General features: G+C 61.3%; 14 protein-coding genes. 12 read left to right on the top strand and 2 right to left on the bottom strand.

What is annotated here, in order from left to right:
- Nucleotides 1-6: 6 nt before the first annotated feature.
- The 3 genes from K8R92_09835 to K8R92_09825 all read left to right on the top strand — a co-directional run bounded on the left by K8R92_09835 (nt 7) and on the right by K8R92_09825 (nt 6,979).
- Nucleotides 7-2,880: a PD-(D/E)XK nuclease family protein gene (locus K8R92_09835; GenBank protein ID MCE9620195.1), complete on the top strand. Its 2,874-nt coding sequence runs from the start codon at nt 7-9 to the stop codon at nt 2,878-2,880.
- Nucleotides 2,877-6,344 (top strand): UvrD-helicase domain-containing protein, encoded by a 3,468-nt coding sequence (locus tag K8R92_09830; protein ID MCE9620194.1) that lies wholly within the window; start codon nt 2,877-2,879, stop codon nt 6,342-6,344. Before K8R92_09835 ends, K8R92_09830 begins: the two co-directional genes overlap by 4 nt.
- 146 nt (nt 6,345-6,490) lie before the next feature.
- Nucleotides 6,491-6,979, top strand: coding sequence for a hypothetical protein (locus K8R92_09825; protein ID MCE9620193.1), 489 nt, complete (start codon nt 6,491-6,493; stop codon nt 6,977-6,979).
- A 57-nt stretch (nt 6,980-7,036) separates the two neighbouring features.
- Here the strand turns inward: K8R92_09825 and K8R92_09820 are convergent, their stop codons facing one another.
- A complete protein-coding gene (locus tag K8R92_09820) occupies nt 7,037-7,543 on the bottom strand; it encodes a hypothetical protein (GenBank protein ID MCE9620192.1) in 507 nt (168 codons plus the stop codon).
- A gap of 84 nt (nt 7,544-7,627) precedes the next feature.
- Nucleotides 7,628-8,218, bottom strand: coding sequence for a hypothetical protein (locus tag K8R92_09815; protein ID MCE9620191.1), 591 nt, complete (start codon nt 8,216-8,218; stop codon nt 7,628-7,630).
- Nucleotides 8,219-8,396: 178 nt separating this feature from the next.
- On the opposite strand from K8R92_09815, the gene K8R92_09810 reads away from it, so the two are divergent.
- The 9 genes from K8R92_09810 to K8R92_09770 all read left to right on the top strand — a co-directional run bounded on the left by K8R92_09810 (nt 8,397) and on the right by K8R92_09770 (nt 17,671).
- A complete protein-coding gene (locus tag K8R92_09810; protein ID MCE9620190.1) occupies nt 8,397-9,308 on the top strand; it encodes an FkbM family methyltransferase in 912 nt (303 codons plus the stop codon).
- A 105-nt stretch (nt 9,309-9,413) separates the two neighbouring features.
- Entirely contained in the window at nt 9,414-10,463 is a 1,050-nt protein-coding gene (locus tag K8R92_09805; protein ID MCE9620189.1) for a hypothetical protein, read from the top strand.
- 85 nt (nt 10,464-10,548) lie between these two features.
- Nucleotides 10,549-13,395 carry a class I SAM-dependent DNA methyltransferase gene (locus K8R92_09800; GenBank protein MCE9620188.1) on the top strand — a complete coding sequence of 949 codons (2,847 nt, stop codon included), beginning with the start codon at nt 10,549-10,551 and terminating at the stop codon, nt 13,393-13,395.
- A gap of 242 nt (nt 13,396-13,637) precedes the next feature.
- A complete protein-coding gene (locus K8R92_09795) occupies nt 13,638-13,928 on the top strand; it encodes an acyl carrier protein (protein MCE9620187.1) in 291 nt (96 codons plus the stop codon).
- A gap of 4 nt (nt 13,929-13,932) precedes the next feature.
- Nucleotides 13,933-14,280, top strand: a complete 348-nt coding sequence (locus K8R92_09790; GenBank protein MCE9620186.1) for a helix-turn-helix domain-containing protein — start codon at nt 13,933-13,935, stop codon at nt 14,278-14,280.
- Nucleotides 14,280-15,146: an ImmA/IrrE family metallo-endopeptidase gene (locus K8R92_09785; GenBank protein MCE9620185.1), complete on the top strand. Its 867-nt coding sequence runs from the start codon at nt 14,280-14,282 to the stop codon at nt 15,144-15,146. Before K8R92_09790 ends, K8R92_09785 begins: the two co-directional genes overlap by 1 nt.
- Nucleotides 15,136-15,981 (top strand): thymidylate synthase, encoded by an 846-nt coding sequence (locus tag K8R92_09780; GenBank protein ID MCE9620184.1) that lies wholly within the window; start codon nt 15,136-15,138, stop codon nt 15,979-15,981. Before K8R92_09785 ends, K8R92_09780 begins: the two co-directional genes overlap by 11 nt.
- The gene (locus K8R92_09775) at nt 15,978-16,598 is read left to right on the top strand and encodes a hypothetical protein (protein MCE9620183.1); all 621 of its coding nucleotides are present in this window, start codon (nt 15,978-15,980) and stop codon (nt 16,596-16,598) included. The genes K8R92_09780 and K8R92_09775 overlap by 4 nt, the downstream gene beginning before the upstream one ends.
- A gap of 8 nt (nt 16,599-16,606) precedes the next feature.
- The gene (locus tag K8R92_09770) at nt 16,607-17,671 is read left to right on the top strand and encodes a hypothetical protein (GenBank protein MCE9620182.1); all 1,065 of its coding nucleotides are present in this window, start codon (nt 16,607-16,609) and stop codon (nt 17,669-17,671) included.
- The last annotated feature ends 152 nt before the right edge of the window (nt 17,672-17,823 follow it).

Here is a 17,823-nt window from a genome sequence, read left to right as displayed (position 1 = left end):
GGAAACATGAGCACGCCCAGACCCGAACGCCATTTCCTTGGCTGGACCGAGAGCGCGGCGCAGAGCGTGGCGCGGTGGCTGAGCGAGCGGAGCGAAGCGCTGGCGGCCATGGTCGACGGCGTCCTGGATTTCAGCTCGGTGCTGGTGGTGGTGCCCGGCGCCGGAGCGCGGCGGCAGGTGCTGGCGGCGCTGCGCAATGCGATCAAGGGAGCGATGATTCCTCCGGAGATGGCCACGCCGGGGAAGTTCGTCCTCAGCGCCTTCCAGACGCCGGCGGGCGCATGCGTGGCGGGGCCGCTCGATCGTCTGGCCGCCCTCTCGCGGGCGCTGGCCAAGGAGGAATCCCTGCGCAGCACGTTGATTCCGGCGGCGCGCGGAACGTCGCTGGCGGCGCTGGCCCGGCCGGCTCGGCGTCTGCTCGATGTCATCGACCGCGCTGACGACGCGCACTGGAGCGTCGAGGCGATCGCCAGGCTCGATCTGCTGCAGGCGAGCCCCACCATGCGCGAGGCGTGGGAGCAGTTGGCGCAACTTCGCGTCGCGATGAAGGGCGAGCTGTCCCAGATGGGCCGCGCCAACGGCATGGAATTGCTCGAACGCAGCGACGTGATCGACCTCGCGGCCAGGGGCTGGAAGCCCCGGTGCGGCGCGTTGATCCTGGCGGGACTTCCCGATCTGGCTCGCAATGTCGCATTTCTCTCGCGAGAGCTGGCGGGCATGCAGTGCAATGGCGCGCCGGTGCAGGTGCACGCGCTTGTGCTGGCGCCGCAGAGTCATGAGAGCGGCTTCGATGATCTGGGCGTCGTCGTGGAAAGCGGCTTCACCAGCGGTCCGGAACTTGCGGACTCCATGATCGAGGTGGCGGAGGATCCCGCTGATCAGGCCGCGGCGGCGCTGGCCCGCTATTCGATGCTGGCCGGTGCGAGCGACACGGGGGACACGGCCCTGGTGCTGGCGGATGAGTCGATGCTGCCCACCATGTCGCGGGCGTTCGCCGAGCATGGTCGGACGGTGCATGCCGGAAGCGGGCTGCGGTTTTCCCAGACCGAAATCGGCAAGTGCCTGGAACGTCTGGAGCGGGCCGCGCAGAGCGGCGAACCCGCTTCATTCGTCGAGTTGATCCGCATTGCCGCGATCACCGGCGCGCCGGAGGACAATGCCATCGACCTTGTGCAGGAGCTGGACAAACTTCGCGAGCGGATGAAGCCGGGCTCCACCGCGGCGTTGTGGACGCGGTTCAAGTTCACCTCGGGCGAGGAGCGCAAGAAAGTGGCCGAGGCAATCGAGTCGAAGTTGAGCTGGTGCCTCGCGGACTTGTCTCCCGAGGCTGGGACAACGAGGCCGCTGGGCGAGCGCTGGGGGCAGTTGGTGCAGTGGATGCCCGCGATGTTCGCCCAAAGCGATTCCGCCGTCACCGCCCGTGCGCTGGAGGAATTCGTCAAGACCATGCGGCGGGCGCAGGAAAGCGCGGCGGCCGGCGAAGTGGGCACGGCGGCGGACGCGCTCTCGCTGGCGCTGATGCTCTGCGCGGATATTTCCGTGCCCGACTCGAGCGACGCGACCAGCGTGGACACCGTCGGCTGGCTCGAAACCTTGTTCGAGCCAGCGCGGAAATTCGTGCTGGCCGGCGTCTGCGAGGGCAGCCTGCCCTCCTCGCCCCAAGCCGATGGATGGTTCAACGAGGCCATTCGCCAACGCATCGGCCTGCCCAGCCGCGCCACTCGCTTCGCCCGCGACGCCTATCTGCTCAGCGCGCTGGCGGCGCGGAGCGGCGCGGACCAGCTGGCGATCATCGCGGGGCGATCAGGTTCCGATGGAGATCCGCTGAAACCCAGTCGCCTGCTCCTGCCCAAAGACCCGGTGGCGAACGCGCGGCGCATTCTGCTGCTCACCGATCCGCTGGCGGCGCCGATCCGGCACCGCCCTGTATTCCAATGGAAGGCGGGCAAGCGCAGCGCCTTCGCAATTCCGCCCGTGCCGCAAGCGAAGGCGCCTGAGGTGATGAACGCCACGGACTTCTCCGCCTACATCAAGAATCCCTATCGCTACTGGCTCGAGAAGATCCTGCAATTGAATGCCCCCGAGCCGGACGAAATGGAACTGAACGCCGCCGATTTCGGAAACCTGCTCCATGACGCGGTCCAGGGTCTGGCGGAGGAAAGCGTTGTGTCATTGGACGGCGATGTAGCGGATTACGAGGAGCGATGTCTGGCGCATCTCAAGAAGAAACTGCACGAGAAAGCTGCGCACAAATATGGCTCGTCCCTTCGGCCTTCGATCCAGCTGCAGGTGCGCGAAATCGAAAGGCGTCTCGCACACCTGGTGAACTGGCACCATCAGCAGATTCGGCTGGGCTGGAGCGTCAAAGTGGTCGAGTGGGCGACCATCGTCACGATCGATGTCGACGGTCAGGAACAGAAGATCTCGATGCGCGTTGACCGCATCGACTTTCATCCCGATCATGGCTGGCGCATCATCGATTACAAGTCCAGTGACAAGGGATTTGACTTCAAGAAGAAGGTCTTCAACGGCAGAGAGTGGATCGACCTGCAGTTGCCCCTCTACAAGGGATTGGTCGGTCAGTGTGCGGCGGACGAAGCTGCTCTCGCGGGCCTGGCGGAAGCCGCAGCGGACAAGATCGAAGCCGGCGTGCTTTCGATGCCCGCTTCCAATGAGCCCTGCGCCTGGTGTCCGCTGGCGGCGCCCGTGGAGAGCGGACTGGAAGCGGCACGCGAAGTCATCCGGTGCATCCGCGCCGGAAAGTTTGCCGACACCGGCGAGGATCAAGGCGAGAAATTTGCCCGCGTGCGGCGGGCGCTCTGCCTGCCCACGGGCGAGTCCGATGCGTCGGATGAATCCGGCGAGGGAGCGGCCGAATGAGCGTCCGCGCCAACGATCAAGCTCGCATCGAAGCTGCCGATACGGGATCCGGCATGAGTCGCATGGTCCGCATCGTCGCCAACGCCGGAAGCGGCAAGACCTACGAGCTCTCGACGCGTTACATCGAGATCATCGCCGCGCTGCTGCAGCGCGAGGCCCAGGGCGGCGAAAAGTTCAACGCCGCCTCCGTGCTCGCCACCACCTTCACCCGCGCCGCGGCGGGGGAGATCCGCAACCGCATTCTCAAGCGGCTCGCCGACGCGGTGCTGGGCGCCACACCAAAGGCCACCGCGGCCCAGAAAAAGGAGCGCGCGTCGCTGGAAGGCGACATCCTCAAGCGCAATCCGGAGCTTCGCACAGCCTTCGATCCGGCGCAGATCCTCAATCGATTGACCCAGGAATTCGACCGCCTGGAAATCCGCACCATCGACAGCGTCTTCACCCGCATGGCCCAGTCCTTCGGACGCGAGGCGGGCCTGCCGCTGCCCCTGCAATTCCTGAGCGAGGCGGAGACGATCGCGGCGTCGCGGCGGGCGCTGCAGCGGGTGATGGACGCCTCCGTCAATGTGGAGGCGGACGCCCAGCGATTGCAAAGTGTGCGCTCCGGTGTCGCGGCGAGTTCGGTGGAGCGTGTCCTGCTGGACAAGGTGGACAATGGCCTGACCGCCTACCGGGATTCGATCGCACCGGGGACCGATCCTGAATCGATTCCGCCCGCGTGGTCGCCGCCAAGTGAAAAAACTTCCGGAAAGCTGCTCGACGCAAGTCAGCTGGCCAAGGCCGTTGATGATTTACGGCGGGCCGTGGATGCCATGTCAAAACCCCGCAGCGGCTATGGCAAGATGCTGGAAGACTTAAATCCGCTTCCGCGCACAATGAATGAATGGCGCGAATGGAAGAAGGGGGGGCCGCAGGCGAGTGTCTGCGAAGATCCCCATGCACCTCTCTACTATCGCACTCCCATTCCCAGCGATTGCGTCGCCGCCATCCGGATGTTGCTTGGGCACATCGCCGCGATTGAGGACCGCGCCATCGGCGGCGCCGCCCGCGGCTGGGCGGAATTCCTGCAGCGCATCGACCAGGAGTGGCGGCGCATGATGGCCGAGGAGGAGAAGGTGACCTTTGAATCGGTCACCCGCTCGCTCTCGATCGCCATGCGTGACATCGACAAGAGCGACATCGCCTTCCGACTCGACGCCCGCATCGACCACCTGCTGCTGGACGAGTTCCAGGACACCAGCGTGGGGCAGTGGCTGGCGCTGCGGCTGCTGGCCCAGGAGATCGCCTCCACCAACGACGACGAGCGATTCCGCAGCCTGATGGTGGTGGGCGACCCCAAGCAGTCCATCTATGGATGGCGCGCCGGCGAGCCGCGGCTGCTGCGCAACTTTGAATCGATGATCCATGAGGGCCACGCCGAAGGGCGCATCGTGAAGCGCGACCTCTTCACCTCCTGGCGCAGTGCCCCGGTGATCCTTGGATTCGTCGACCACCTATTCAATCGCCTGCGAACGGGCGATGCCAATGTGTTCGCGGATCCTGAGGAGCCGAGCACGCAGAATTTCCAGGTGGCCTGCCGCAATTGGACCGAGGGCTACTGCAATCACGAGGCCGCGCCCAAGCACAAGGATCTTGCCGGGTGCGTGCAGGTCCGGGCGCTGAATTTCATCCAAGGCAATCGCGGGCAGATGCTGATTGAGGCCAGCGCCGCGATCGCGATCGAGCAATTTCGACGAGCCGGCGGCAAGATCAGGGTCGCGATTATCGCGCGGCGCAACAAGGATGTGGCCCGCCTCGTCGAGCGCATCCGCGCCATCTCGCCCGAGACACCCTGCGTGGCCCGCGCGGGGGGCGACCTGCAGACTTCGCCCGCGGTCGTGGCGTTCCTGGACGTGCTGCGCTTCAGCTCCCATCCCGGCGACACGATCAGCCTCTTTGGCGCGGCCACCACGCCGCTGGGGCGCGCGCTGGGACTGGATCCGCAGTGGGCGTGCCAGGATGCGCCGCCCGAAATCCGCAAGCAGCGGGACATCGCGCGCGGTCAGGCCGCCGCCGCGATCCGCCGGACGCTGGCCCAGCAGGGAATTGCCGGCACATTCTCGCAGTGGCTTCGCCGTCTCAATCACATCGACCAGCAGGAGAAGGCCGGGGAATCCATCTTCGACTCGAGCGACCGGCTGCGACTGGCGCGACTCATCCAGGAAGCCACGCAATTGGAGCAGGATTCGTCGCGCACCATCGATGACTTGGTGGAGTCGCTGGCCGCGCTGCGCGTGCAGGATCCGCCGAGCCACGAGATCGAGGTGATCAACATCCACCAGGCCAAGGGTCTGGAATGGGACGCCGTGATCTACCACGCGGGCATCGATGCCAAGGAGTCTTCGCGTCCCACATTCGCCGTTGATCGCGAGCAGGTGCTGGAGCCGCCCAAGTGCGTCGTGCCGTGGATCACTGCGCATCCGGTGCCCGAGCGCTACCAATCCACCATGGAGCACGCGGAGGATTTCCGCCTGCAGGAGCAGCTGAGCCAGCTCTATGTCGCGCTGACGCGGGCCAGGCAGGGTCTGTGGATCACCGCGGCAAAAAAGAAGGATAGTTTCGGTCCAACTCCCGCCGGAATGGTGTGCGAGGCGATCCTGACCATGACGGACGCCACGACGGAAATAAAGAATGGCTTTGAGATCACCACGCTGGGCAACGAGCAATGGACTCGGCCGGTGGGCGACACAAAGGAGGGCGCCCAAGATGGCGCCAAGGAAATTCGGGTCGCAGTGTCGGCGCCGGCGGCGCACGGGGCGAAAGTTCGCGCCCTTCGTTCGCCTTCGTTCGAGGCGGCTTCGGCGCCCGCAGTTGCACCCGCGTCAGGAAGTTGGACCGCGCGAGCGGCGCAACCGACTCGAACGCCGGGGAAATTGCTTGCGACCGAGCGCGGCACCATCGCCCACCTGGTCGCGGAAAGCGTGCGCTGGAGCGGCGAGTGGAAGCCCGATGCTGCGCCACTTGTCGCCAAGGCGCGGGCACTCTTTCCGCAGCGATCGCCGACGAACATCACGGAGGTGGTGAAGCGGACCATCGAACAGTTGCAATGCGGCGACATCAAGTCAATGCTCGCCAAACCCGAGGGCGATGCGGCGCTCTTCAATGAGCGCAAGTTCGTCCGCCTCTTCCAGAGCGGCGGCGTGCAGGAGGGCATCATCGACCGGGTGGAGCTGATTGGAAAACCAGGGCAATGGACGGGCGCCCGGATCATCGACTTCAAGACTGACGCATTCGACCGCGACACGCAAGACCAGCAGGCGTGGAAGCAGGAGCGGGCGGCGCACCACGCACCGCAATTGACCGCCTATGCGCAGGTCATCGCCGAGGAACATGGCCTCTCCATGACGAATATTTCGATGCATCTGGTGCTTCTGGAGGCACAAACCACTTCCTCTGTGTCACAAGTCGCTCTTGGCGAGGAGTAATCGCGTGCGTTTGCCCATGTGGCCGCAATGAAGGCGGCCCGCTCCCGTTGAAAAGAGTCCCGCTCGCGCCTCGACGCGCGTTGGGATTTGAATCAAGGCATGCTAGGATTTTCGCTGCTCCGCTGACTTCCTCGAAAGGAACACCAATGTCCGACCCGAACTCATCCGCCGCCGCACACGCCGAGACCGACGCCCACCGTGCTTCGATCTGCAAAGCCGCTTCCTGCGGACCCGGGTGCGGGCCGGATTGCCAATGCGGAAGCCGCCTTCAGAAATTGGAGACGACCACCAAGCGGATGCTCTTCTGCCTGTGGGTGGCGCTTTTCATCGCGCTCATGATGCTGGCGTTCGTCGTGGGTCGAAAAGTGCAGGGCCGCCGAACCATGGCTCCACGAAACATGATGGGGCAATTCGACCAGCGCATGCGGGCGCAGGGCGGACCGATGAACCGTCCGATGCAGAATGGTCAGGACGGCCAGATGCAAGGCGACCCGCAAGGTCACGGCAACAATGATGGCCCACGTGCCGATCAATTCCGCGACAACAATCGCGGGCCCGACGGCGACAAGCCGATGCGTCAACCTCGCAAGCGAGATGGCGTGCCGACGCCGCCGCCTCAGCCCAGCGCCAACTGAGCGACCTGGGATTCGGAAGTCTCAGCGTTCATTCGCGACGCGCTCGCGAGGGACGGCTCACCAATGCACTTGGCTGTTGTCGTCGACCAGCGAGTAGAAGCCCTGGCCTTCGCGGCGCAGCTTGCCCGCGTGCACCAGAGCCTCCCACACATCCATCGGGAATTCGCGCGGCGGAATCATCGCCTCGATCTTGTGCTTCGATCCGCCGCTCATGGGTCCGACGCCCAGCTTTGACTCGGCGTCGAGCTGGGCGAACTTCACGCGGCGGCGGAAGGTCTTGAGCGCGCTTTGCATGACCGCCGGGTCGACCACGGGGGCGGAGGGCGGCGGCGCGATGGTCTCGGAGGCGATCTCCTCGCCGCGCAGGCGGGCCAGCACGTGCTTCAGTTCGGTCACGTCGCGCGAGCCGACCAGGCGCATGATGGCGTTGGGGTCGACCTTGGCCTTGAGCAGCAGCTTGTGCACGCCGCCCCAGTGCGGGCCGGCGCCGGCGGCGTCGGCGGACTCAATCGCCGCGACCTTGGCCGCCAGTTCGCTCAGGAGTTGTTCGGGAAGCGGGGGCATGGGACGCACGCACTATATCGCGGAGGCTCAACGGCCTTGGCGCCAAACGGTGAGGCACGACAGTGCACTCGAGTGCGAGCACGCTTACGCGATGACGCGCCGCCGGTGGTTCATCACGCCAAACGCCAGTAGCAGGGCGGCTCCCGGCGCAGGCACGGGAGCCGCGCCCGGTTCGATGAAGCCGCTGGTCGTCGTTGCAGAGCCGCCGGCATCGGTCCACGAAAGATCGGCTCGCTTGATGAAGTAGGCCTTGCTCTGTTGATTGGGCGCCGTGGAGGACAGCACGGCCGTGTAGGTGTGCCCGGCCCGCAGCGTGATCGGAGCCGCTTGGAAAACCACATTGTTGAACTGTTGCGAGAACGCGGAGCTGCCCAGGGTGACTGAAAGCAGTGTGGTAGCGCTGGCCACGTCGTCGTTCAGCGTGATCTCATTGATCCGGAACGTGATGCCGGCGCTGGTCTGCGAACCGCGCTTCATGACCAGGCTCGCGCCCATTACATCGGAGACATCCTGGGTGACATGAAAGGTCCATGATTGCGTGTGGTTCGTGTCGCACTGCACCTGGGCGCCCATCTGGCCGGTGGAAATGTAGAAGCCCGCCTCGCTTCGGGCCGCGCAGAACAGGGCGACGCCGGCGGTGAAACTGCAAAGGATCTTGAGAGGTGTGGTGGACATGAATTAATCGCAGGTGTTCATAGACGGCATCAGCCGGTCGCATGTGCAGAATCGCATTGCATCCGCGTGGGGGCCGCGATCAGAAGGAATTTGCCGCACATTGAAAACGGAATAAACCGAATTGGGCCCGGCGCAAGCCGATAAATGCCTGTCGGCTGAGCGAATTCACGCAGGTTCGATGCGCCGTCATCGTCGCGCGGCGCAGCTCGTCTGCGTGCACCAGTACCATGCGCCGGTGACATCAGCCGCGGATCCCATTTCGTTCTCGCCACTCTTCAAGCCGACGACTCCGATCGGCATTCTTGACATCGGCGCCAGCCATGTCGGGACGGATCCGCCCTACAAGGAATTGCTCACCAGTGGTCTGGGACGGCTCATCGGCTTCGAGCCCAATGAAGCCGCGTGCGAAAAGCTCCGCCAGATGTTCGGCCCCCCGCACCAGTTCTTCCCCTACTTCATCGGCGACGGGAAAGCCGCCACCTACTACGAGACCAACTGGGTCGCAACCGGCTCGCTCTTCCGGCCCAACACCAAGCTGCTGGAGAAATTCAACATGCTCCACGAGCTCACGACCCCCGTCGCGGAGCATCCTGTGCAGACCACGCGCCTGGACGATGTGCAGGGCATCGGCGATGTCGACTTCATCAAACTCGACATCCAGGGCTCCGAGCTGAGCGTTTTGCAAAACGCCCAGCGCGTGCTCAAGGACGCCACCGTGGTTCAGGTCGAGGTGGAGTTCGTTCCGATGTACGAGAATCAGCCGCTCTTCGCCGATGTCGACATCTTTATGCGCAGCCAGGGATTCGCCTTCCACGCGTTTCCGATGTTCGGCAGCCGCTGCTTCAAGCCGTTGGTGGTCGACGCGAATCCCATGCAGGGGCTGAATCAATGCCTCTGGTCCGACGCGACCTATGTGCGCGATTGGATGAAACTGGATGAGCTGAGCCCGGACAAGCTCGGCAAGTTCGCGGTGCTCTGCGCCGACATCATCAAGTCGCCCGATCTGTGTCTGCACATCCTCACGCATCTGGACGCGCGCAGCGGCTCCACCTATTGCGGCAGCTATCTGAGGAAATTGCAGGGCAAGTAGGAATCGCCGCTCGATGTGCGCGAATCCCAACGAAGGGATTCAATGATGACCCCTTGAATCCGGCATGGCCCGTCGCATACGCTCGCCCGCAAGGAGAATGATGTGATGCAGTCAATGCGCAGTTTGGGTTTGTTCGGCGTGGTGGTGATGGCAGTCTTGGCGGGAGCCGCTTCAGTCAAACCGCCCGTTCCGCCGAAGCAGCAGGTGGGCGGCGGTTCGGCCATTCCGGCGGGGGACCCCGCTCCTGCAGAGGAAATCTTCCGCCCCTCGATTCTGGGCGGCCTGCCTGCGCAATTCACGACCGTGTCGGTGAAGAATGCCACGGCGCAGCGGCAATACTTCTACATCGTGCTCACGCCGGTCTCGGTGTCCAATCCCAGCTACCCGCACTCGGAAGAGATTTTCAACTTGGGCCAGGTGGCGTTCACGGGAAGTTTCGCGTCGGGCGAGGGGGTGATCACGCCGACCAACGGCCCGATGGGCACGGCGACACAGGGCCACTTCTTCCTGAATGCGGGAAACACGGCGTCCTTCGCGCCGCATCTGACCTTCTCTGCGAACTTCTATGTCAACGGCACGGCCGGCACCAACAACAGCCAGTGCATCACCGATGTCACGCAGGGGGTCGGCATCGGGGCCACCTTCGCGGAGGTCACGCTGAATGTGGACTCGCGGTACTTGGGCGGCGAGGTCGTCGACATCAGCGAAGTGAACGGCGTCAACGCACTCTGGGAGATGACGCTGCCGATTCCCGCGGGCAATCTGTCGATGGCGCCGCCGAACGGACACTACCCGTACTTCTTCAGCACCAGCGGATATCTGTTCCCCGCGCAGACGACGGTGCCCAACTGGGGAACCTTTGGCGCGAACCAGCTCATTCCGGTGCCGTCGATTGCCAACAACCCTGGCGCGGCGCCGACCTTCAGCGGCGATCGCAACGCGACGCTGCCCTATGGAGCCGGACATGGAACGGTGGGGGTCTATCCATTCGGCTGCGACAATTGCATCAGTCGCGACCAGCCGGGTTGCACGGGAAGCTATCCCGCCGCCAATCTGGTCGAGCAGACCAAGGAAATCTGCCAGGTCTATCGCGCGGCCCAGTATCAGACCGGGGGCAATGTCGGGATCATCCTGAAGCAGTTTCCGTATCCGTGAGTGGGCTGAAGCAATCGGCGATTGCACGATCGTATGACGAGCAATTCAAAATGAAGAGGTGGCCGATGTTAGTCTTTCCGCACCCATGCCCCTCAACGATTCTTCAGGAGACCAGCGGCCTCTGACTAGGGCTCAGATGAAAGAGGCAGCAAAGCGATTTGCCCAAGTATGGGAGGGCAATAACGGGATCAAACCAACCAAAGAAGAAAGTCATAAGCAGACTTGGTGGGCGGAACTATTCAAGGTGTATGGCATCGACCGAAAGTTGGTGGCAACATTTGAGGAGCCGATTCCTAATCTCAAGGGCTACACATCCGCCATTGATGTCTTCTACCCCGGCGTCATGATCGCCGAGCAGAAGAGCAGGGGGTGCTCAAAAAGCGAATTTGCCAAGGCTCTGAAACAAGCAGTTGACTATGTGCAGTGCTTCGCACGTGAAGGTAGACCGCACGAAGCACCCCGATACTTGGTCATCAGCGACTTCGAACGAATTCGGGTCTACGACCTGGAATCCGATGGTCTCAAAGAACCGCTTGCCAATTTCAAGACCATCGACTTGCCGAAGAACATCGATGCTCTGATGTTCATCGCCGGCAAGAAAGCCGAGCGGCCGGAGCACGAAGTTGGCATCAACATCAAGGCTGTTGAAGTCCTGGGCAAGTTGCATGATGCATTGGAGGCGGGGGGATACCAAGGACATCAACTCCAGCAATTCTTGGTTCGATGCTTGTTCTGTTTGTTCGCCGAAGACACTGATATTTTCCAGGACAACGATTTTTACGACATCGTCAAATCCACGCGCGAAGACGGCTCGGATTTGGGTGCCATGCTGGCCCATGCATTTCGCGTGCTCGACACTCCAACCCAGGAAGGCAAGCGCAACCCAAGCCCGCCGCCCCTGTTCGAGAACCTGCCGTATGTCAATGGCGACCTGTTCAAGGAAGATTTAGGGTTTACAAATTTCAATAGCGCCATGCGTGACGCCTTGGTGCGCTGTTGTGACTTTGATTGGTCGCAGATATCGCCTGCGGTCTTCGGAAGCCTTTTTCAATGCGTCATGGAGAGGGGCGAGCGGCGGCAGGTCGGTGCGCACTACACCTCCGAAGCGGACATCATGAAAGTCATTCGATCCTTGTTTCTGGACGAATTGGAACGGGAATTAGAGGGGTGCGGAAACGAACCGAATCGGCTTGTGAAATTCCATGAAAAAATTTCCTCGCTTCAGTTTCTGGATCCGGCCTGTGGTTGTGGAAACTTTCTCGTGTGCGCCTACAAGAACTTGCGACGACTCGAGCATGAATGCCTTGAGCGATTGTCGCAGTATGAGCGCAAGAAAAAGGGGGATGTCAAAAGGCACGGCCGTAATTTGGACCCACAAAAGCTCAAGGTTTCGCCAAGCCAAATGCATGGCATTGAGATCGGCGAGTGGCCCGCGCGAATTGCGGAAGTCGCCTTGATCCTTGCGGAGCGCCAGGAAGATCAAAAGATTCTGCATGGAATTTCATTCTCGCGCCTGCCGCTGCGAAATGTCGCCAAGATTCAACTTGGAAACGCGCTTCAACTGGACTGGAACCAAGTCCTTCCGGCGTCGCGCTGCTCCTTCATCATGGGCAATCCGCCATTCGTCGGGGCCAAGCTTCTTTCGGCGGATCAATCCAAGGACATGGAGCGGGTGACCGATGGCATCAAGAGCGGCGGCCTGCTTGACTATGTGTCGGGTTGGTATCTCAAATCCAGCGATTACATCAAGGGCACGCCGATTCGATGTGCCTTCGTTTCCACCAACAGCATCAGCCACGGCGAGCAGGTGGGCGTGCTGTGGGGCGAACTCTTCAAGCGCGGCATCAAGATTCACTTTGCCCACCGCACATTCCCCTGGGAGAGCGAGGCTCGTGGAGCGGCGCATGTCCATGTCGTCATCATTGGGTTTGGGCAGGGGGTCCCGACGGAGCGGCGCATCACGGACTATGAAACGTCCAATCCCCTGGTTGTGCAGGCGAAGAACATCAGTCCCTATTTGGTCGAAGGTGGAGACATTGTCATCACGAACCGGTCGACGCCGCTTTGCAAAGTTCCGGAGGCGGGGGTTGGCAACAAGCCAATTGACGACAGCAACTATCTCTTTACCTTGAAGGAGCGTGACGCTTTTATTGCCCAGGAGCCGAAGTCGGCGAAGTACTTCCGCCGATTCATGGGCGCGGACGAATTCATTTCAAATGTGCCGCGCTGGTGCCTTTGGCTTGGCGACACGGAGCCGGCGGAATTGCGTTCCATGCCGCTGGTTATGGAGCGTATCGCGGCGGTGCGGAAATTTCGTGAGGCAAGTAAAAGTCTTCCGACCCAGAATCTGGCTCGAACGCCAACGCGGTTTCATGTGGAGTTCATTCCGAAAGCTCCGTATCTGCTCATTCCGCTTCATACATCTGAAACGCGACGATTCATTCCGATCGGATACTTGCCAGCTGACACGCTTACAAGCAACAGTTGCTTAGTCATCGCTGATGCAAAACTCTTTCATTTCGGAATCCTAACTTCCACCATGCACATGGCGTGGGTGAAGCAGATCTGTGGGCGCATCAAGTCGGACTATCGTTATTCGGTGTCCCTTGTCTACAACAACTATCCATTCCCACAGGATTTCACGGATGCGAAACGAAAGTTGATTGAAGATGCCGCGAAAGCCGTTCTCGACACGCGGTTCCAATGCAAAGGTCAGACACTTGCGGATTTGTACGACCCAAGCGCAATGCCGCCAGCCTTGGTGAAGGCGCACGACGCGCTCGACCGTGCCGTGGACAAGTGCTACCGCAAGGAGCCCTTCACAAGCGAACGTGAGAGGGTGGAGTTCCTTTTCAGCATGTATCAGAAGCTGGAGCAACCCTTGCTTGGATTAACCGGCAAGGCAAAGAAGCCCCGCAAAGTTTCAAAGTGAATGTGCTTTGGCTTCAAGCGAGCAAAAGGGCTCGGATGCTCAACGTTCAACTTAGGAAGATCGGGAGAGGGGTTTTCCAAAAAAAGCTCTAGAAGCGGCCTCGTCACCTCCCCAAGGGACGGGCGGTCTGTTCGAGGAGGGTCAAGCCGCGGCGCAGTACGATGGGATAAACAGGCCATTGTCCTCGATTTGACTTTGCCGAACAGTGTGGTAAGATTCGATTACCATACGAAAGGGTACTTATGAACAAGGGCATTAAGTCGGATCGGGTAGTTGAGAGGATCGTAGGAGAACTGCTGAACAGAGGAGGTCGTCCGACCTCCATTGGTGACGGCTCGAACCTGATGCAAGCAGGTCTCACGAGTCAGGATGGCGTTGAGTTGGCCTGTGACTTGGAGGCAAGGCTCGGAATCACCGTTCCCGGCGACTTCAATCCGCTGGTGCACGAGAGGGAGAATCGCATGCGAACTCTTGGGGAACTCAAGGCATGGGCGCGTGCACAACAGCCGACCCCGGCAAAGAAAGGGGCCTGACCCGATGTCCGCATCAGGTATGCAACGTGATTCCATCGCAAACCGCCTGCGCATTGCGCGGGAGCAAGCGGGCCTGAGCCAGGGCCAGGTGGCCAAACTAATGGGTTGGCACCGACCAACAATGAGCCAGATCGAGGCTGGTCAGCGCCGCGTGGCTGCGGAGGAACTTCCACTCTTCGCCCAGCATTACCGCGTTTCTGTGTCCTGGCTGACGAAGACAGAGGACCCGGACAAAGAAGCGGTTGATCCCCAGCTTGAGCTTGCGGCGAAAGAGCTCAGGCGGCTCAAGCCCGCCGACCTCAAGCGCGTGATCAAGTTGCTCACAGCGATCGGGAAGAAAGGTGGCGCGTGATGCTTGCCACCATCGATGTTGCCCGGCTCGCACTCCGCCGCGCGATCGAACTCCGTAAACGGCTCGCTATCCCCACCGACCACGCTGTGTGCGCAGTTGATGTCGCCGAACAGCTGGACGTGGAGGTCTGGTACAAGCCGCTTCCCAGTTTGGCTGGAATGTACTCAGGAGGGGACGACCCGACAATCGTCCTTGGGTCAGATCGTCCCGCCGGCTACCAATCCTCGACTTGTGCGCACGAGATCGCGCACCATGTGTTCGGGCACGGCACGAAAGTCGATGAATACATCGAGGGTGCCGGTCGAAGTCGTGCACAAGACCCAGAGGAAATGCTCGCCAACCTCTTCGGCGGACACTTGTTGATGCCACAAGCCGCGGTGACTCGCGTATTCGGGTCACGCGGATGGTCGATGGCGAGGCCAACGCCCGAGCAGGTGTTCATCGCCGCGGGGCATTTGGGCGTTGGGTATCAGACACTCGTCCATCATCTCCGCTGGACGATCCGCTCCATCGCTGGTCCCGTGTTTGATCACTTGGTTGGGTTCCAAGCGAATTCAATCCGCCAAACAATCACAGGTCGCCCAACTTCCGAGAATGTCTTTGTCGTGGACAAGCACTGGTCGGACCGTCCCGTGGACCTTGTCGTTGGCGACTTGGCATTTCTGCCGGCCGGCTCCAGTATTGAGGGGAACGCCGTGGAGATCGTTGACCAGTCGGCCGACCGTGTGACCATCTGCGCGGTTCGACGGGGACTAGCACGAGCGGAGGATGCCCGTTCGGAGTGGAGCTCATTCATTCGCGTAATGCCAAAGTGCTACGACGGTGCTGCGGTGCACAGGCACTTGGAGGATCCCGATGAGCCATGACGCCATCGTCGTGCCCGCGGGAAACTTGTCCGTGGCGTGGGCGCTAGCCTTTGTGCGTGTGTTTGACGCGCCGAGGGGCGAACTCCCGCATCCGCTTGTTCTATCGATCACCGAGTTCAATGGTCTCCGCGAACCCGTTGAAAACGCCGAAATCCGAGCGGCGCTCGACCGGACGATCATCGCCATCAATCGGGTTGCCGGCAAACGCAAAGTCCAGAATGTATCCGCCACCGCGAGCACCATCTTCCCACACATGTGTTGGTCGCCCCGTGCTCCGCGCCCCGCTACGGAGCTTTTTGAGCACTACACAACGAGAGTGTTTCCTCGGCTCAAACGTATCTGTGGGCTCAATCGCCGCGGCACCTACTTCCTCCGGATGATTGATGCCACCGGGGTTCACGGTGTCGCCCTTGAGCCAAAGCGGGTCAATCAGCTTGGAGAAATCCTTCGGTGGTGGGAGCGCGATGAGGGCACGACCAGACGCAGTGCACTCCAGGTAAGCCTCTACGACCCGGCAAAGGACCACACCGGGGCCGCACTCGCCGGATTCCCATGCTTGCAGCAAATCAGCTTCAGTCACACCGATCAAGGGCTCGCTCTTTCGGCGTATTACCCTACGGAATACATCTTTGACCGTGGATACGGCAACTACCTCGGCTTGTGCCAGCTCGCGACGTTCATGGCCCACGAAATGGACCTGCCCCTCGCCCGCGTGAACATCTTTGTTGCCCTGCCCGAACGCGGCGGCGTTTCCAAGTCGGCCACACGGGCGCTCGCCACCTGCCTGCGAGGAATCGTGTCGGAAGCACCCGTAGCGGAGGAGGCTACTGCATGACCCTAGGACGCTTGATCATTTTGGAGGGACCTGATGGCGCGGGTAAGAGCACGACTTCACGGCTCTTGGCCGAGCGATTGCGTGCCGACGGCAAGGCTGTGTCATGTTTCGCATTTCCAGGCAACGAACCCGGAACTTTAGGGAAACTCGTTTATGATTTGCACCACAACCCCGCTGTATATGGCGTTACTCGCATCGATGCGGCAGCACTTCAGGTGCTTCATGCCGCCGCCCACATAGATGCTATCCGAACCCGAATTCGACCCGCATACGAGCGGGGCGATACCGTCATCATGGATCGCTTCTGGTGGTCCACGATTGTGTACGGCCGTGTTGCCGGTATTGACGATACGACCCTAACCCTGCTTCGGCAACTCGCCGAACACCACTGGGGTTTTGCAGCACCGACCGCCGCCTATGTGCTCATGGGGCGCAGAAGCGGTGCGGCGGCGCCATGTGACGACTGCAGTCGTCTCCACACCGCGTACTCGGAATTCGTGGAGTCGCTAGGAGTCTCGTTCCCAGTCCATGTCCTTCATGACGATGGCAACCACGCAGACAATTCCGAACTCATCCTGGGCGGATTGGCTGCCCAGCGCCCAACTCCTTCTGCCTGAGTAACTCGATGCCGCGCGCCACGACCAAGATCCGAAATCGCAAACCTGCGTCGACGATGCGCACTGCTCCGCCGTATGTGTTTAGCCGGCTGAGTCCGGTTAACACGACCCCGGTGTATGAGAGCTACTGGAGGTTTGCGGCTGAGCGTCAGGCGATCTTGATGAGACGAGCACGGGGCACCCTGTCGCCTTGGACGAACGACCCGGTGCTTCTGCGTCACAAGTTTACCAATGCATACCGAGCGGCTGACCGTGTGAGTCAGTTTCTGATCGCTCAGGTTATCTACCGTGGGTCCGATCGTGCCGAAGAGGTTGTCTTCCGCATACTACTGTTCAAGCTGTTCAACAAGATTGAGACATGGCATCTGCTCCAGCGTCACTTGGGCGAATTGGCTTGGAAGGGATTCAACCCGACCCGGTATGCGAGTGTGTTGACGCGCGCACGGACAACTGGACTCCGTATCTACTCTGGCGCCTACATCATGCCCTCTGGACGCTCAACGTTCGGTTCCGCAGAGAAACACCGCAATCACCTTGCTCTGATCAACTACATGATGAAGGATGGCATTGTGAACCGGGTCACGAGTGCGTCCTCTCTGGGAGCCGTGTACGAAGCTCTGCGGTCATACCCCACCCTCGGACCATTTCTCGCCTTCCAACTTGCGATTGATCTCAACTATTCACCGGTCATGGACTTCGACGAGATGACGTTCGTGGTGCCCGGGCCGGGAGCGCGTGACGGCATCGCCAAGTGCTTTGGTTCTCGGGGCGGGCTCAGCGAGGTCGACCTCATCAAGCTCGTGGCCGATCGGCAGGACCACGAGTTCGAACAGCGCGGACTGCAATTCGAGCGATTGGGAGACCGTCGTCTCCAGTTAATCGACTGCCAAAATCTGTTCTGCGAGGTCGACAAGTACGCCCGGGTGATCCATCCGAAGGTGATTGGACTGACAGGACGCACCCGTATCAAACAAGTATTCCAAGCTAGGCCCGAGCCGTTGGCGCTCTGGTTTCCACCGAAGTGGAAAATCAATGATTTGCTTTCCAAACAACTGCGACGGACCCGCACTTGAAGGTATTTGACGCACAATCTGCGGACGCTGTCTGGCGTCAAGCGGCTTCCTCAATCATCGGCCGCGTCGGCACTCACGAGGTGGGCTCGCGTGCCGGCAACACGGTTGAGATGTTGCACGCTTCAGTCTCGATCAGCAATCCTCGGGCCCGC

This window comes from Planctomycetota bacterium, assembly GCA_021414025.1.
Taxonomy (GTDB): domain Bacteria; phylum Planctomycetota; class Phycisphaerae; order Phycisphaerales; family SM1A02; genus SYAC01.
Note: the sequence above shows the minus strand (reverse complement) of the source record. Positions and strands in the feature narration are given on the sequence as shown.

Bases quoted from the DNA above. Each gene is read 5' to 3' on its own strand.
- K8R92_09785 (MCE9620185.1), top strand. From the start codon at position 14,280: ATGCTTGCCACCATCGATGTTGCCCGGCTCGCACTCCGCCGCGCGATC.
- K8R92_09770 (MCE9620182.1), top strand. From the start codon at position 16,607: ATGCCGCGCGCCACGACCAAGATCCGAAATCGCAAACCTGCGTCGACG.
- K8R92_09805 (MCE9620189.1), top strand. From the start codon at position 9,414: ATGCAGTCAATGCGCAGTTTGGGTTTGTTCGGCGTGGTGGTGATGGCA.
- K8R92_09835 (MCE9620195.1), top strand. From the start codon at position 7: ATGAGCACGCCCAGACCCGAACGCCATTTCCTTGGCTGGACCGAGAGC.
- K8R92_09775 (MCE9620183.1), top strand. From the start codon at position 15,978: ATGACCCTAGGACGCTTGATCATTTTGGAGGGACCTGATGGCGCGGGT.
- K8R92_09780 (MCE9620184.1), top strand. From the start codon at position 15,136: ATGAGCCATGACGCCATCGTCGTGCCCGCGGGAAACTTGTCCGTGGCG.
- K8R92_09815 (MCE9620191.1), bottom strand. From the start codon at position 8,218: ATGTCCACCACACCTCTCAAGATCCTTTGCAGTTTCACCGCCGGCGTC.
- K8R92_09795 (MCE9620187.1), top strand. From the start codon at position 13,638: ATGAACAAGGGCATTAAGTCGGATCGGGTAGTTGAGAGGATCGTAGGA.
- K8R92_09820 (MCE9620192.1), bottom strand. From the start codon at position 7,543: ATGCCCCCGCTTCCCGAACAACTCCTGAGCGAACTGGCGGCCAAGGTC.
- K8R92_09810 (MCE9620190.1), top strand. From the start codon at position 8,397: ATGCGCCGTCATCGTCGCGCGGCGCAGCTCGTCTGCGTGCACCAGTAC.
- K8R92_09800 (MCE9620188.1), top strand. From the start codon at position 10,549: ATGCCCCTCAACGATTCTTCAGGAGACCAGCGGCCTCTGACTAGGGCT.
- K8R92_09825 (MCE9620193.1), top strand. From the start codon at position 6,491: ATGTCCGACCCGAACTCATCCGCCGCCGCACACGCCGAGACCGACGCC.
- K8R92_09790 (MCE9620186.1), top strand. From the start codon at position 13,933: ATGTCCGCATCAGGTATGCAACGTGATTCCATCGCAAACCGCCTGCGC.
- K8R92_09830 (MCE9620194.1), top strand. From the start codon at position 2,877: ATGAGCGTCCGCGCCAACGATCAAGCTCGCATCGAAGCTGCCGATACG.